The following is a 15,172-nucleotide window of genomic DNA, read 5'->3' on the forward strand; positions in this document are numbered from 1 at the left end:
CAGGACCTCTTCGTTAATGTATTGAATTTTCATAATTCACGTAGCATTCCGAGAAATCAAAGGACAGAACAGTGAATTCAAAATTATCGTTACAACTTTTATAATGTTCATTGGTATACTACCAAAAACAATTGCTTGAAGTTTAGAATTTTCACCAAACCTGTGCTTTACTTTCTTGGATCTACAACACGTACATTTTTTGACTTGTTGGAAAAGGGATAATGGAAACAATTAAAACATTCGCTTGCCACATCTATAATTAGTTGCGGTCGAATTTTCCCTTCGGAAAATACACGTTTATTTAGTAAATTTAGTATGTGATCCTAAATTCTGTCGGATCTTAAACCGTAACTAAAAACAGAAAAAATGAAAACCAATTTTACTAATTTTTATCTGATTTTGATGGTTCTTTTTTTAGCTATCGGCTGTAAGAACGAAACAAAAAAAATGGAAGAAGTTTCAACACCAAAAGCTGCCGAAGAGTTAAATGTTTTAGGCGACTACGTTTCTGAAGATTATTCGAAAAGAAGCGAAGGCTATGATTGGGTAGCCGTGTCGGTTACGGAAACAGAAAATAATCAACTGAATATTTCAGTCCGCTCACGAGCAGACAAGAAAGAACCTACATGTACATTTGATGCAGTTGCTGAAAAAGTGGATGACAAAGCCTACCAAACTCAAATTAATGGGAAAACCATATTGTTTGAATTTACTAATGGGAAAATCAACATCACTACAAAAAAAGAAGAAGACGAAGGCTTACTGCATTTTTATTGCTCTGGTGGTGCAAGTATTAGCGGAACCTACTTGAAAATAAATGAAGCACTTGATCAAACTCAAATTGACTTAACAAAATTCAACAGGGTATTAAATTTACAGGACGTTGGGTTTAATATCTCTTCAATAGAAAAAGACGGCAAAAACACCTTAACGATTTTCACATTCGGCCTGAAAGAACGTGAATACAACGAAACATTCAACATTGACGGTGAAGAAGTTATCAATGCGGAAGTTGAAGATCTAAATTCTGATGGCTCGCCTGAACTTTTCATTTATACACGGTCAGTTGGTAGCGGTAGTTATGGAAATGTATACGCATTTTCCGTTAACAATAAGAAATCAATGAGTGAGGTTTATTTTCAACCTACAGCAGAAAACCGCAAGATAAACAAAGGATATATGGGCCATGATGAATTTTCGCTCGTTGAAAATACTTTGGGTCAGCGCTTTCCAATTTATAAAGAAGGTGATACAAATGCCGAACCCTCTGGAGGAACTAGACAAGTTTCATATAGACTAGTTGAAGGAGAGGCCATGAGAAAACTTGAAGTTGATAAAATCACTGAATATTAAAAACTACCACCAATAATGGTAGTATGTAATTGCTTGTTCTTACCTATTTTGGAAATACCAGCTTAATTTACAACGTGTTGTATACTTTTATGTTACGTGCTAAACAACGTAACTAATCATACACAAAGACTCTAAAAAAAATTAAAAAAGCCTTGTTATACCTCATCGTTAGAAATACGGGCTCAGATAAAACCACGTATTCCAATGCATTGTAAATCACGACCAAGGATACTTAATAGTCCTGTATTAAAGATAGCAGCACATAAAAATATCTCAAAAAACAGCAAGACCTACCTTATTTAAAACACGGGTATTTAGAAATTTCCTGTACATTGTACGTATTATTTTAACCAAAATCATACTCGTATGGAAACTGTAAAAAAAGTATCTAAAGGCGTTATGTGGACTTCTTATATGCTACAAGGCATCGTTGTTCTACTATTCTTAATGGGAGCTTTCAATAATTTGTTACAAACGGAAATGGCCGTGGAAGGTGCCGTGGAATTTGGCTATCCTGAAGATTCAGTGCTATATCTTGGCATTATTTTATTTGTCTCTACCGTTCTGTACGCTATTCCTAAAACGACCTTTATTGGCGGACTCTTACTTACTGCTTGGCTTGGTGGAGCAGTCGCTACGCACATAATACATAACGACCCGGTAACCGGCATTCTTTTCCCTGTTATTTTCGGGATACTCGTGTGGGTTAGTATTTGGTTGCGGAATGAAAAATTACGCGCATTGTGTTAGTATAAAGTTGAAATTTGGGAGTTTCGACCGTTTGTAGTCCAATACTATGAGAAGTATCATAGTTTGACGCCATGCTTCTTCTTACCATTGCCAAAATACTAGTATGAACTCAACATCCTTTACCGAAAACCTAGATTTTAACGACACTAAAATTGTAACCCAAGTGCTCTTGGAAACTTCCTTCTCTAAAGAAATTCGCATTCTATTTAAAAAAGGACAAGTGATGAAAGAGCACAACGCGCCCTTTCCTATTATTGTACATATCTTAGAGGGTGAAATCGCATTTGGCGTGGAAGGCAAAATACACGATTTAAAAAAAGGAGCTATACTAACATTAGAAGGAAATATTCCCCATGATCTAACTGCAAAAGCAGATAGCATCGTACGATTAACACTTTCAAAACAAGATACTGCCGACCGTGTAAAAGACGTTGTTGCTGAATCTTAAATTAACCTTATGAACGATATCACCAATAGAGAAGATGTAGGCGTATTGGTACATGCTTTTTACGGCAAAATACGAGAAAACGAAATGTTGGGTCCTATTTTCAATGGGCACATTACCGACGAGCAATGGCCAGCCCACCTGAGCAAACTCACCGATTTTTGGGAATCGAACCTTTTTGGCGTCCGCACCTTTAGAGGGAGCCCTTCAGCCAAACATGTTAATGTCGATAAAAACCTCAACTATACCATCTCGCAAAACCATTTTGCACAATGGTTACAATTATGGTTTGAAACGATTGACGAACTGTACGAAGGGGAATTGGCCACTAGCGCAAAAGATATGGCACGCAGAATGTCTACAGGACAGTATATTCATATCTGGCAAAATCGACCTGAGGAATACAGAAAAGGGTAGTTCTCAGTTGACCGAAACAGTACTCAGTAGGCGGCAGATTTTAAACTTGTATTTGTATCATATGGTTTACTTTTGACAACGAACAACCAACACCCAAAGGCTTTTTGTAGTGTATTAGTTTGTTAGTATTTTAGTGAATCAATTAGCAGTATATAATAGCGACTAGCGAACGACAATGAAACAACTTTATATAAAATTCATCATACTTTTTTCAATCGCACTTTTTTGCTCGTGTAATCAGGAATTTATGGCTACCGAACCTTTTAACTCAGAAAATATGATGATCCGCATTGCGGTGTTAGAAATAGAGGAGGAATATCTTGATGAATACTTGGCTATTTTAAAGGAGGAGTCAGAAGCCTCGATACGGTTAGAACCAGGAGTGATCTGTATTTACCCGATGTTCGAAAAAGAACGCCCAACCGAAATTCGTCTTCTTGAAGTATATGCAAGTAAAGCCGCCTATGAAATGCATTTAAAGAGTCCGCATTTTATTGAATACAAAACAAGAACCGCAAACATGGTGAAATCATTAGATTTAATAGACATGTCGGCAATAGACGAAGCCAGTATGCCGAAACTATTCAGAAAATTGAATGCAAACTAATTCCCCCAAATCTTAGCACTATGGATTACCTATCTCCCACCTATTTCTTTGATTACGAGACCGAAGAGATTCAAAATCTGGTCGCCGATTTTACCCAAGATTCTATATCTGAACAAGAAAAAGCCATACAGCTTTATTTAAAAGTTCGAGATTCATGGCGGTATAACCCGTACACTTTAAGTTTTACAAAAGAAAATTACAGGGCAAGTAATATTGCCAAACGCTCTGAAGGGCATTGCATTGATAAATCGATTGTATTGATTGCCTGCTTGCGCGCTGTTGGTATACCTTCTAGAATTCACTTGGCCAAAGTTAAAAACCATATTGGTGTTGAACGATTAATAGAAAAATTCGGATCAAACGAACTGACCCCTCATGGTATGGTCGATGCCTATATCAATAACAAATGGCTTAAACTTTCACCGACTTTCAATACATCGCTATGTTCTATGCTAAAGGTGGCACCTTTAGATTTCGATGGAGAAAACGATGCCGTATTACAAGAATTCAATGCGGAAGGAAACTTGTTTATGGAATATCTTGAGGATTATGGCCATTTTGAAGATGTGCCCATTGAATTTATGGTTAAAAATGCACGTGAACATTACCCTCATATTTTTGATGAAAATCCCACCCAAACTGAATTTAAGTTGTAGGTTTTGATACGCCTGCATTGCTAAAAAAAATAATAATCCCTACAATGGAAATCTCAAATTTCGTAACTTGAGAATCCTCAACTTAAAAAATACTGTGCATGAAACGCATCACCAACCCAGATTCTGGTAGCCATCGTAGAATAGGCAACAACTACATTATCAATGAAAAAGAAATTGAGCAGTTTAATGAGCTCGGCTATGTCGTTTTGAACGATGTATTGACTGAAGAAGAGATGCAGTTTTTAGATCCGTGGTTCGACCATTTTGTATTGGGCAAAGAAGCAGAATACATGAAGAAAGATTTCTGTGATATGTCGCAACCCTATGGTACACCCATGGAAGATTTTCAATTGGTTAACGCAATGTTGCCTAGTACCTACCGCAAAGAATTAGAAAATAACATCTACCATAAAATTACCCAACGTATAGCAGACCAATTATATAAAAATGGAAAATCGGCGATGGATTATGAACAATTCTTAGCCAAAAAACCAAGTAAAAAAGGTGCTGAATTTGCCATGCACCAAGATTTAGGATACTGGCCAAAAACAGAAAACACGTGGACAGCTACCTTTTCTCTAGCGCTTACAGATTCTGACCTGATCAACGGATGTCTACAAGTGTTACCAGGCACAAATAAAGAGCCTGAATTGCGTAAGCATTTCCCAAAATCATTTAGTAACGAAAGAAAAGATGGTAAGGTATCACGAGATGAAAGCCACACCTTAGTAATCGAGGAACGTGAAGATGATAAAATTGTATACCTACCCGTAAAAAGAGGCAGCATTACCATACACGACGAACGTATTGTGCATGGATCGGCAGGAAATGAATCGAAAGAATGGCGCAAGACCTATGTTGCCGCATATAGAGATATTGACACCATTGCAAAAGAACGTGCCATAGGCTTTACACACTCACATAACGATGTGGTGAATTGGGATAATATTATCATTTAGGAATTCACTTTTTCTGTATTTTCGATACCTATTTAAATCCTACATTACTTGAAAAAATACACTTTATTATTATGCTTTTTATGTGCTACTGTGTTCCTTTTCGGCCAAGAACCGATGGAATGGAATCCAGATTACGAACTTCAACTAAGTGATTACCAGTCACCCGAATCGGAGATTGATTCATCGCTTACCTCCTATTCTATCTATTCTGGCTCTAAAATCGATTTCAGTTTTAATATGAACTCGGTGTCTTTTATGTTCACCAAAAATTTCAATAGCAAGGTTAGAGCCATTTTTCAAAAAAATCTAGCGGTGTTGATCGCTCCAGATTCGGTAACCGCAAATCAGTTATTGCTCTTTGGCAGGTATGATTTTGATTTGGTAGAGCTGTATGCCAGAAAAATACGCAAGAAGATTTATGAAGAAAAAGGTGCTTTTAGCGACTCCAAATTATTTCAACCTATTTTCAACGAACTACAAGAAGAAATGAATACGGTAAGCGCACAAGTTTTTAAAGCTACCAATTTCGGTAAAGATGCTGTGATGCTACAAAAAGAACACAATAAGGTAAAACAAGAGATAAACACCCTATCTGATTTTTGTCTTAGTTGTAAACCTAAAAAATCAAAAGACTAAATAGTATTAGTAAACTTCCTTTGAATTAAGCCATTTTAGGTTTGTTAGCCTTAGTACTGAAATTCAATTCCTTTTTAATTTTAGAATTTTTAAACTTGTATAAACGTGCTACTTCCGTTTTAGCCTCAAGGTTTAACTCGTACGTTGTTTCAGTAACGATAGTCATTTCAACAATTTCAGCTTTTACATCGGTATCAGCAGTTTGTGCTTGAGCAGTGATTCCTAAGAAGATGATAAAAATGATGGTTACTATTGTTTTCATGACTGGCTTTGTTACACTTATAGAACGCAGTAGACCTTCATGCACTCGGTAGTGAATCGCCCAAAAACACTTTTTACTCGTTACGCTGCACACACCTAGATAAAGTGCAAAATCTTGTCGTTAAACGACATCGTGCCTAAAAACACCTCAGCGATAAAAGGTGTCGTTAACCGATGCGAACAAGAAGTTTTCTAATCATAGTGGGGATTCTTAGAAGAATTTATTAGCAAAAACAATTGTCAGTTCGAGTGAATTTTGGAGGTACGAGAAAATTTGTATCGAGAACCATGCGTGTTCCAAACCTGTTTTGGATACCTGCCTGCCTGCGGGCAGGTAATTTTTCCTTTACGTTTCACTTCAAGGAAAACCAATCTAACTGACATCTCAACATTACAATACTTAATTATCAATTGCTAAATTCCAATTCAGTTACCAAAATCAACAGTTCGGTTTTTTAGATTTGAAGGATATGCACTATATCTACATCTTTGAATAAGAATCAACCAACCTAACATGGAGAACACTATTAAACTATTCATTTACATACATGCCTTTTTTGGCGGATTAGGACTTATTACCGGAATAGGTAGTATTGTAGTAAGAAAAGGGAATCTAAATCACAAACGTTTAGGCAAATGGTTTACCTGGTCGATGATTATGAGTTCTGCCATATCTTTGGTAGTCGCAAGAATGCCTAATCACATGAACAACTTTTTATTTTTAATCGGTATTTTCACCATCTACATGGTATTGGCAGGTAACAGGGCACTCACTTTTAAATCGGTAAAAAAGACAGAAGCCAATATAATAGATAAATTAGTTTCGGGCATTATGGCCGCAAGCGCATTATTGATGATTGGTTTTGGCATCAACGGACTCATTCATGGGTTTTCGCATAGCATACTGTTCCTTTTCTTCGGATTGATAGGCGTGTTTCTACCTTATGGAGACTATACGTTATTCAAGAAAACTTTAGAAAACAGAAAGCTATGGCTAATTAATCACCTTAGTAGAATGCTTGGTGCCTTAATCGCTTCTATTACAGCTTTCATAGTCGCTGGAATGAAATACGACAATCTATGGGCATGGATAATCCCGACCGTTTTAGGAACCGTCTATATCATCTACTGGATTAAAAAAGTAAAAGGAACACTAAAGCCAAAAACAGCGTAATACTACCCGTTCTTATTCCTTCAGGTTTAAGTTCTCTGCGAAGTATTCACAGAAATCTTTCATGGTGGCCGTCATTTTTTCATCTTGGGTAGCCTTCAAAAAAGTGTCGGATAAAGAAACCAACGTCTGATGGAAAAAAGTTTTCATTTCATCAACAGGCATATCCTTCGTCCACAGGTCAATTTTCAAAGATTCTTGATTTTTACTGTCCCACACAGATAAAAGCATTGCTTTTGCCTCCTGATTTTCTATACCACCGTCTTGAGCAGACCAGTTCAATGTTTCAGGAATTCTATTTTCATCTAATCCTACTCGTAATGTAATTTCTGAAGTATGTAAATCTGCCATTTAATTTCTCGGTTTGTAATTTGATTTCTTAAATATTTCTTCCTCTGGCATGGTCAATAATTGCTTCAAGCTCACGTCATTATTTTCCATAAACGCTTTAACAATTTGCCAACCAACATATCGCCCTAATCTTCCAGGAGATTCATTATCAAGCTCCAATCCGAATTTAGAAAACGGAGCAGGCTCTAAAAACCGTTGATTCAATTTATTATCGGTACTATATAAATATTCGTTTTCAATGAAATTTCGCCACATAGGCTCTTCATTGGCAATTGCCCACGTTAAATCTTCCTCAGAATAACCTATTCTTTTGCGCTCTTCTACATTAGGCATCAGCTTATCTTTCAAGTATAATTCTTTACCGAAATAAATCATTCGGGCAAGAAAAGTTCGGTCTCTTGGTCGTGGCACTACTTGTTTAGCAAAAGCACTGGCAACATCACTCACCAAATAACTACGGTCTAAAGATTGGGCTATATACCGCTGAAAACCCCCATAATACTTATGCTCAGGACCTAGGTAATTATCAAGGCTTACAAACAAAATACTATCTGTCAATATAATTCTGTTATTGTAATCGACATCATTCGTTACCGTAATAACCTTTGGTATCGTATACTCTGGAAAATAATATTTGATATGCTTAAATAGCTGTACCAAACCTTCTTGCTCATCTTCAAAACTCTGAAAAGCATTACCCACTTCTTGAAAAAGTTCTACTTGAAGTGAATCTTCCATTTTGGCAATCCACACACTATCTGGCGCCGGAAATAGATAAGGGTACATTTTGCGTAATGCCGGTAAGCCTTTTTCACCAGCCGATGCAAACTCACGATCAAATCTTGCGATTTTAAGATCTATCGGCACAGCCTCTATTTCTTGCGCTACCTTATCACTATCATTACAGCTAAAAAGAATTAAAAAAACTGATAATAACATAAAAATAGGTTTGACCCTAGCAAGTATTTTGCAATACATTTTATTATTCACGGTGTTCAACTTATTTTTAAGGCAAAGTTAATTGATTTTAATAAATAATCGGAACGGTATGCAGACTGAAAAGGTAATTGACCACATTGTACAATGGTTAAAGGATTATGCAACCAATGCAAAACAAAAAGGTTTTGTTATCGGTATATCTGGAGGTATAGACTCTGCAGTTACTTCAACACTTTGCGCCAAAACAGGATTAGACCTATTATGTTTGGAAATGCCGATACACCAAGCAGCAAACCAATCTGACAGAGCATCAAGACATATTGAATGGTTGCAGAAGAATTTTAAGAACGTTAGTAGACGTGAGGTAAACCTTACTCCAGTATTCGATAGCCTTGTTGATGCATTCCCTTCTGTTGAAAACGAAGAAGAACGTTTTATGTCTTTGGCCAACACGAGGGCCAGACTTCGTATGACAAGCTTATATTATTTTGCCGCATTAGAGCGTTATTTAGTTGCAGGAACAGGAAATAAAGTAGAAGATTTCGGGGTAGGTTTCTATACAAAATATGGCGATGGCGGTGTAGATCTAAGTCCGATAGCCGATTTAATGAAGACTGAAGTATACAACATTGCCGAAGTTTTAGGCATAAATGAAGAAATTATTAAAGCTGCACCTACTGATGGCCTTTGGGGTGACGACAGAACAGATGAAGACCAAATCGGCGCCTCGTACCCCGAACTAGAATGGGCGATGAACATGAAAGATGAAGGCAAAACAATCGATGATTTTGAAGGTAGAAAACAAGAAGTTTTCGCTATCTTCATGAGATTGAACACCATGAACAAACATAAAATGTTGCCAATACCGGTTTGTGAGATCCCTAAACACCTTAAATAACAACTCAACTAAGAATCAGGTTATTAAGTCGAATAAAAAGCGTTAAATTATTCGTTAGCAACAAAAAAGTGCAACTTTGACTTCTAATTTAGAATTTTAAACCTTACATTGCATGTAGTCTTTTAAGACAATATGGGTTTAAAAAAATCTATAAAATAAATAATTAATGATCAAAGTTTTAATAGCGGACAACCACCCTATAGTAAGAATGGGAGTAAGGAAGGTTCTAGAAGCCGCTGAGGGTTTTGAACTGATCGATGAGGTAGCAACTACCGAAGAACTTTTCGAAAAACTTAAAGACACAACCCCCGATGTAGTCATGCTAGAAATGGATATTCCTGAAATAAACGGAATAGCAGCATTACGAAAAATTAAAAAAGATTACGCTGACGTAAAAGTACTTATGTATAGCGGTCAATCTGAAGATGTATATGCCCTTAGCGCCATTAGAGCAGGTGCTTTCGGTTATTTATCAAAATCATCTAGTGTAGAATATATTACGGCAGCAGTAACGAAAGTAAGTGAAGGCAGCATGTTCATCACCAATGAATTGGCACAACGTCTTGCTTTTGATGAAGGCACTAAAAAACCTAGAAGATTCTTTAGAAAACTGTCTACCAGAGAAATAGAAGTATTAAAACTTTTAGCTAGTGGTAAAAGAAATAAAGAAGTTGCTTTAGGCTTAAACCTAAACGAAAAAACAGTTAGTACCTATAAAGCACGTTTAATGAAAAAATTAAATGTTGATAATATGGTAGATTTATTACAGCAGGCAAAAGCGCTTGAATTGTACTAAATTCTTACAACTGTCATAAAATAAAAAAGACCCACCATTGGTGGGTCTTTTTTAATTACAGCCTTTTTTATATTATGACAATACTCTATTTAGTTTCTGATTTAGAAGCTTGTTCAATTGAATGTAGTTCATAATCTCTTCTAAAGCTTCCCGATTATCTTCATTAGACTGTTCAGTTGTTTTCTGCAACGCGCCCATTCGTTTTTTAATAAGAAAACAGCGTAAGGTTAAAATAGTTTCACTAACCAATTGGGCCACACCGATTTCCTTTTTCTTCGGATAAATCTCCTTACTCTCCCAATTATCTAATTTATAACGCTCCTCTTCCATTAAAATAGAAGATATTTGATTTGCCATATCTTGATCAAGACCATTTACAAAAGTAGTAATCGAAAATTCTTCTTCTTCGTTCAATGCCTCTATGAGCTTAATATACATTTTTCGAAAATCTTCATTTGCCAACTCAATCTCGTCTTCTTGCAGGTCTAAATAAATTTTCTCGTATACCTTTATTTCCATTGATTCAGGTTCTAATATTAAATCACCCGACTCATTCTCTTTAAGCACCAAATCTTCAAATTCTTCTTTGTGGGTTCCATAAAGCATAAGCGATTCTATAATCTTACGCTCTAACACATATTGAACATCTACCTTCTCTTGCTTTTCTTCATTACGAACAACATCAAAAGCTTTCTGCTCTTCCTTTTGTTGCTTTTGAACATCGGCGGTCTCTTTCTTGCCTATTTGTGCCAAAGTATTGAACAAAACAGCTTCCGAAATATTCATGATCTGGGCACACTCTTGTATGTAGATTTCCTTTTGAATACGATCGGGAATCTTGGCTATACTATTGACAATATCCCTAACCGTGTCTGCACGTTTTATAGGGTCGTTATTTGCTTCCTTTACTAATAGCGATGCCTTAAACTGAATAAAATCTTTTGAATTGTTTTCTAAATACGCCGTAACCTCATCGAGTTCATTGTTCTTGGCAAAACTATCTGGATCTTCCCCTTCAGGAAATGTACAGACACGAACGTTCATACCTTGTTCCAAAATCAAATCGATTCCTCGTAATGATGCTCTTAATCCTGCTGCATCACCATCGAACAAGACCGTTATATTTTTGGTCAATCTATTGATTAGCCGAATTTGCTCTGATGTTAAAGCCGTACCACTTGATGATACCACATTATGGATTCCTCTTTGTGCAAACTGAATCACATCGGTGTACCCTTCTACCAAAAAGCAATTGTCTTCTTTTGCTATTGCCTGCTTTGCATAATAAATACCATACAAGACCTTACTCTTGTGGTAAATATCACTTTCGGGTGAATTGAGGTACTTGGCTGCCTTTTTATCATTTGTTAAAATACGGCCGCCAAAACCTAACACCCGGCCGCTCATGGAATGAATAGGAAACATTACCCTACCCTTAAAACGGTCGAACTTTCGCGAACTATTTGGATTGTTAGGGTCATCCTTAACAATGGTTAATCCGGTTTTTTCTAAATAATTTAGCTTATATCCTTTGTCTAAAGCAGCTGTAGTAAAACCATCCCACTGATCTAAACAGTATCCTAATTCAAATTTTTTGATAGTTTCATCAGTAAAACCACGTTCCTTAAAATAGCTTAAGCCGATAGCCTTTCCCAACTCGGTATCCCATAATATTTCTTTAAAATAGCTTTGGGCGAACTCTGACACCAAATACATGCTTTCGCGCTCATTGGCCTGTTCTTTATCTTCGTTAGACTGCTCTGTCTCCTCTACTTCTATATTGTATTTTTTAGCTAGGTATTTTATAGCCTCAGGATAGGTGAAATGCTCATGCTCCATTAAAAAAGCCACCACATTTCCGCCTTTTCCGCTACTAAAATCTTTCCAAATCTGTTTCACCGGTGACACCATAAAACTAGGCGAACGCTCATCAGTAAACGGACTAAGTCCTTTAAAGTTAGAACCTGATTTCTTTAGCTGTACAAAATCACCGATCACCTCCTCTAAGCGGGCAGTTTCATAAACTTGATCTATGGTGTTTTTTGAAATCATAAAGTGCTTTCTAAAATAGCGTTTAACGAAATCTTTTATGCTTAATTTAGAACATCAAAAGTACTAATTATGATTCTATTCTTTGGCACAAGACCAGGTAAACCGGAAAGTATAAAGCTTTTTAATGCTACTTGTCCTTATTGCCAACAAAGAGGTACCCTAACAGCGATTACACTGAAAAACTATTTCCATATATTTTGGATAAAACTCTTTAAAATTTCTAGCAACACCACTATTGAATGTAGTCATTGTAAGCGTGGGTATTATGAAAATGAGTTTACCGATGAGATGAATCGTGAACTATCGAGAATAAAAAAATAGCTGTAGTAACCGGTTTTTAAACACGGTACCACAGCTAAATTGATTGTTGAATATATTTAACTTATAAATCGAAACGCAATCCTAAAGAAATATTTCGCTGTTCAACGGCAGCATCTTTAAAAATAGGGTTCAGATCGTACTTCACATATAATAGAACACCTTCAACACCAGCATACGCACTTAAACCATAGACCAAATCATTGGTGTTATACCCACGCTTTAATTTATCCTTGACATTATCTCCATTACGATCATACTTCAATTTTTGGCGGGTACCCATATTAAAACCAGCATAGCCACCTAATCCTAATCTAAACTGATTTCGTAACGAATAGCGCATGGTTTCTTCAGTAGTTTTCAACTTTGAAGGTCCAAATTCAAGATGCATTGGAAATACTAAATTATCCATACGGAATTTTGATTTGCTTAAATCATATTCGAATTCTTGTAGCTCGGTCTGACCATTGTCAAGCGCAACAAAATATTGATTATCCTTAGGTTTCAATCCGTTAAATTGGAATGAAAAACCATAATTCAACCTCACAAAATTTGAATTTTTGAATACACGCGTACGCCATTGCCAACCCATTTCAAAAAATCGACTTCCTCCTATTTTATAAGGTGAATCATTTAAAGACTGGCCTTCGACGATTGCATTATTGAGACCGATAGCCATTACAAAATCTGAATAGGTTCTTCGATCATATTTAATTTCTCTTCTATTTGGGTTTTCATTCAGGCGAAAACCAAAGAGTTTAGCATTCTGACCATCATCTTTTCCAAACCCGATTTGAACGGCGAACTTGTAATTCAAAGTATCTAATTCTTGAACATGACCACTATTCCGCTCTAAAAGAGAAATTTTATTCTCTATAATCGAAATTCTTTCTTCAATGTTCAAAGCTCTTTTCTCAGCAGCCTTAATTTTCAATGCATTAGCTTCTTCCTCTGTAATTTCGTCGTTTTTTAATTGTGTGCCAATTGCCTCTATTTCCAATTTTAAAGCTTTCTTTTCTTGTTGGGTTATTTTAGCTTTTTGTTCCTTTAAAATTTCAATTTTCTTTTCATATTCCTCTTGGGCAGATAAATTTTGAATCATTAATAGGGTTACTAAACCAACTAAATACATTGTAATTGTTCTCATTTCGATTTTGATTTTTTTTGATGAATAAAACTCCGCTTCCTGTCCCCGTAGTATTTTACAGAGATGAAGAATAAAACGATTTGTACTAGATTAATTATTGCGGTCAGCGACAGCCGTTCGCACTTTAATAAAACTGGCTTTTAAAGAATTGAATATTTGGTCTCGGAAGGATTGATCAAGTTCACCCTCAACCTCTGTCAACAAAGCCATTGCATCGACAGATTTATCTGTATTAAAAATTTTATCCCGTAAAATTTCATCTTGTGCCCGTTTCAATAACGAATCTACTTCTGCATCAGTTACAGCACTATACTGTTCCAAGACATCAAGTTGTGCAACTATACCCGCCACTTTGGTGTTTATAATAGCATCAGAAATTTCTAATTTACCACCTTTCTTTTCAGGCACAACACGCTCCACTGAAGCAACTTCAATCTCATCTTCAATACTGATGATTTCTTTCTTTTTTATTGATTCTTGCTTCTTGTTTACAACACTATTAATTTTCTCTAAATCATCATTTTTAGCTACAACTTCTGGTTCTTTCTTTAAAAATGGTACGGACTCAGTCTTTATCTTCTCTTCTAATGCTTCTTTATTATCGATGTCAACAACTTCAAACTTTATCTCATTTATATCATCACCACCTTTGAAGTAGAATAGTGCAATACCTACCAAAACCATAACACTAGCTGCAATACCCACCCATAGATACAGAGGTTTCCTTTTTCTATCATCAGTATTCAATTCTGATGAAATTTTTTCCCAAGCATTTTCCGACGGATGTATCTCCCGCTCCTGAAGCTTAGTTTTTATATGTTTTTCAAATTTATCGGTTTCCATACCCTATACTATTTTGTTTTCTTAATTGCCCTTGAAGCAATTTTCGAGCTTTTAATAATTGTGTTTTTGAAGTGCTCTCGGTTATAGAAAGCATTTCTGCGATTTCTTTATGCTTATAACCCTCTACGGTATACAGTACAAATACCATTTTATACCCTTGCGGTAACGCATCTATAAGCTGTTGAATATGTTCTGTGTCTAAATCTGTACTTTGAGAAATTTCTTCTGACTGATTTTTTTCATACACCTCGTCATCATAAACCACAAACTGTTGTTTTCTTAAATAGGAAATACTTTCCCTGATCATTATTCTTCTTAACCAGCCTTCAAAACTTCCTTCGAATTTGAAAGTATCCAACTTATTGAACATTTTTAGAAAACCTTGCACCATTACATCCTCAGCAAAATGAATATCCTTTATGTATTGCCTACAGACACTCAACATTTTTGGAGCATGTTTTTTATACAAACGCTCTTGTGCATCTCGGTTACCCGATATGGCTCTTTTAATGAGCTGCCTTTCGTTTTTATAAAATGGTATAATTTTCAAAATAATGGTTTGGTCTTCTATTC

The 15,172-nt window shown here is 36.0% G+C and carries 19 protein-coding genes; 12 read left to right on the plus strand and 7 right to left on the minus strand.

Going from position 1 to position 15,172, the window contains the following annotated elements; genetic code table 11:
• The first annotated feature begins 366 nt into the window (after nucleotides 1–366).
• From BMY56_RS16110 to BMY56_RS16145, 8 genes are all read left to right on the plus strand, one after another.
• Entirely contained in the window at nucleotides 367–1,353 is a 987-nt protein-coding gene (locus tag BMY56_RS16110; protein WP_091626562.1) for a PliI family lysozyme inhibitor of I-type lysozyme, read from the plus strand.
• Nucleotides 1,354–1,752: 399 nt separating this feature from the next.
• A complete protein-coding gene (locus tag BMY56_RS16115) occupies nucleotides 1,753–2,103 on the plus strand; it encodes a DoxX family protein (RefSeq protein ID WP_177170988.1) in 351 nt (116 codons plus the stop codon).
• Nucleotides 2,104–2,206: 103 nt separating this feature from the next.
• A complete protein-coding gene (locus BMY56_RS16120) occupies nucleotides 2,207–2,551 on the plus strand; it encodes a cupin domain-containing protein (protein ID WP_091626567.1) in 345 nt (114 codons plus the stop codon).
• A 9-nt stretch (nucleotides 2,552–2,560) separates the two neighbouring features.
• Nucleotides 2,561–2,965 carry a group III truncated hemoglobin gene (locus BMY56_RS16125; protein ID WP_091626570.1) on the plus strand — a complete coding sequence of 135 codons (405 nt, stop codon included), beginning with the start codon at nucleotides 2,561–2,563 and terminating at the stop codon, nucleotides 2,963–2,965.
• Between the two features lie 247 nt (nucleotides 2,966–3,212).
• On the plus strand, nucleotides 3,213–3,572 hold the full coding sequence (locus BMY56_RS16130) for a putative quinol monooxygenase (RefSeq protein ID WP_245737255.1): 360 nt from the start codon (nucleotides 3,213–3,215) through the stop codon (nucleotides 3,570–3,572).
• A 20-nt stretch (nucleotides 3,573–3,592) separates the two neighbouring features.
• The gene (locus BMY56_RS16135) at nucleotides 3,593–4,228 is read left to right on the plus strand and encodes a transglutaminase-like domain-containing protein (RefSeq protein ID WP_091626572.1); all 636 of its coding nucleotides are present in this window, start codon (nucleotides 3,593–3,595) and stop codon (nucleotides 4,226–4,228) included.
• 98 nt (nucleotides 4,229–4,326) lie between these two features.
• Nucleotides 4,327–5,187: a phytanoyl-CoA dioxygenase family protein gene (locus BMY56_RS16140; protein ID WP_091626575.1), complete on the plus strand. Its 861-nt coding sequence runs from the start codon at nucleotides 4,327–4,329 to the stop codon at nucleotides 5,185–5,187.
• A gap of 48 nt (nucleotides 5,188–5,235) precedes the next feature.
• Entirely contained in the window at nucleotides 5,236–5,823 is a 588-nt protein-coding gene (locus BMY56_RS16145) for a hypothetical protein (RefSeq protein WP_143057835.1), read from the plus strand.
• A 25-nt stretch (nucleotides 5,824–5,848) separates the two neighbouring features.
• Here BMY56_RS16145 and BMY56_RS16150 read toward each other — a convergent pair whose 3' ends face one another.
• Entirely contained in the window at nucleotides 5,849–6,085 is a 237-nt protein-coding gene (locus tag BMY56_RS16150) for a hypothetical protein (protein WP_091626670.1), read from the minus strand.
• A gap of 513 nt (nucleotides 6,086–6,598) precedes the next feature.
• On the opposite strand from BMY56_RS16150, the gene BMY56_RS16155 reads away from it, so the two are divergent.
• Entirely contained in the window at nucleotides 6,599–7,258 is a 660-nt protein-coding gene (locus BMY56_RS16155) for a hypothetical protein (RefSeq protein ID WP_091626580.1), read from the plus strand.
• A gap of 12 nt (nucleotides 7,259–7,270) precedes the next feature.
• Here BMY56_RS16155 and gldC read toward each other — a convergent pair whose 3' ends face one another.
• The gene (gene gldC, locus BMY56_RS16160; RefSeq protein ID WP_091626583.1) at nucleotides 7,271–7,606 is read right to left on the minus strand and encodes a gliding motility protein GldC; all 336 of its coding nucleotides are present in this window, start codon (nucleotides 7,604–7,606) and stop codon (nucleotides 7,271–7,273) included.
• Complete coding sequence (gene gldB, locus BMY56_RS16165; RefSeq protein WP_091626585.1) at nucleotides 7,607–8,584, minus strand: gliding motility lipoprotein GldB; 978 nt, start codon at nucleotides 8,582–8,584, stop codon at nucleotides 7,607–7,609.
• 70 nt (nucleotides 8,585–8,654) lie between these two features.
• Between gldB and nadE the strand changes: the two genes are divergently transcribed.
• On the plus strand, nucleotides 8,655–9,443 hold the full coding sequence (gene nadE / locus BMY56_RS16170; RefSeq protein WP_091626588.1) for an NAD(+) synthase: 789 nt from the start codon (nucleotides 8,655–8,657) through the stop codon (nucleotides 9,441–9,443).
• 166 nt (nucleotides 9,444–9,609) lie between these two features.
• Complete coding sequence (locus BMY56_RS16175) at nucleotides 9,610–10,239, plus strand: response regulator (RefSeq protein WP_091626590.1); 630 nt, start codon at nucleotides 9,610–9,612, stop codon at nucleotides 10,237–10,239.
• A 72-nt stretch (nucleotides 10,240–10,311) separates the two neighbouring features.
• Here BMY56_RS16175 and dnaG read toward each other — a convergent pair whose 3' ends face one another.
• Nucleotides 10,312–12,291 (minus strand): DNA primase, encoded by a 1,980-nt coding sequence (gene dnaG / locus BMY56_RS16180; protein ID WP_091626593.1) that lies wholly within the window; start codon nucleotides 12,289–12,291, stop codon nucleotides 10,312–10,314.
• Nucleotides 12,292–12,360: 69 nt separating this feature from the next.
• Between dnaG and BMY56_RS16185 the strand changes: the two genes are divergently transcribed.
• Nucleotides 12,361–12,612: a zinc-ribbon domain-containing protein gene (locus tag BMY56_RS16185; protein WP_091626596.1), complete on the plus strand. Its 252-nt coding sequence runs from the start codon at nucleotides 12,361–12,363 to the stop codon at nucleotides 12,610–12,612.
• Between the two features lie 61 nt (nucleotides 12,613–12,673).
• Here BMY56_RS16185 and BMY56_RS16190 read toward each other — a convergent pair whose 3' ends face one another.
• The 3 genes from BMY56_RS16190 to BMY56_RS16200 form a co-directional block, all read right to left on the minus strand.
• Nucleotides 12,674–13,756, minus strand: a complete 1,083-nt coding sequence (locus BMY56_RS16190) for a hypothetical protein (protein WP_091626598.1) — start codon at nucleotides 13,754–13,756, stop codon at nucleotides 12,674–12,676.
• Between the two features lie 90 nt (nucleotides 13,757–13,846).
• On the minus strand, nucleotides 13,847–14,599 hold the full coding sequence (locus BMY56_RS16195; protein ID WP_091626601.1) for a hypothetical protein: 753 nt from the start codon (nucleotides 14,597–14,599) through the stop codon (nucleotides 13,847–13,849).
• Entirely contained in the window at nucleotides 14,586–15,149 is a 564-nt protein-coding gene (locus BMY56_RS16200; RefSeq protein ID WP_091626603.1) for an RNA polymerase sigma factor, read from the minus strand. The genes BMY56_RS16195 and BMY56_RS16200 overlap by 14 nt, the downstream gene beginning before the upstream one ends.
• Nucleotides 15,150–15,172: the final 23 nt, after the last annotated feature.

It is taken from the genome of Maribacter orientalis (assembly GCF_900109345.1).
Lineage (GTDB): Bacteria > Bacteroidota > Bacteroidia > Flavobacteriales > Flavobacteriaceae > Maribacter > Maribacter orientalis.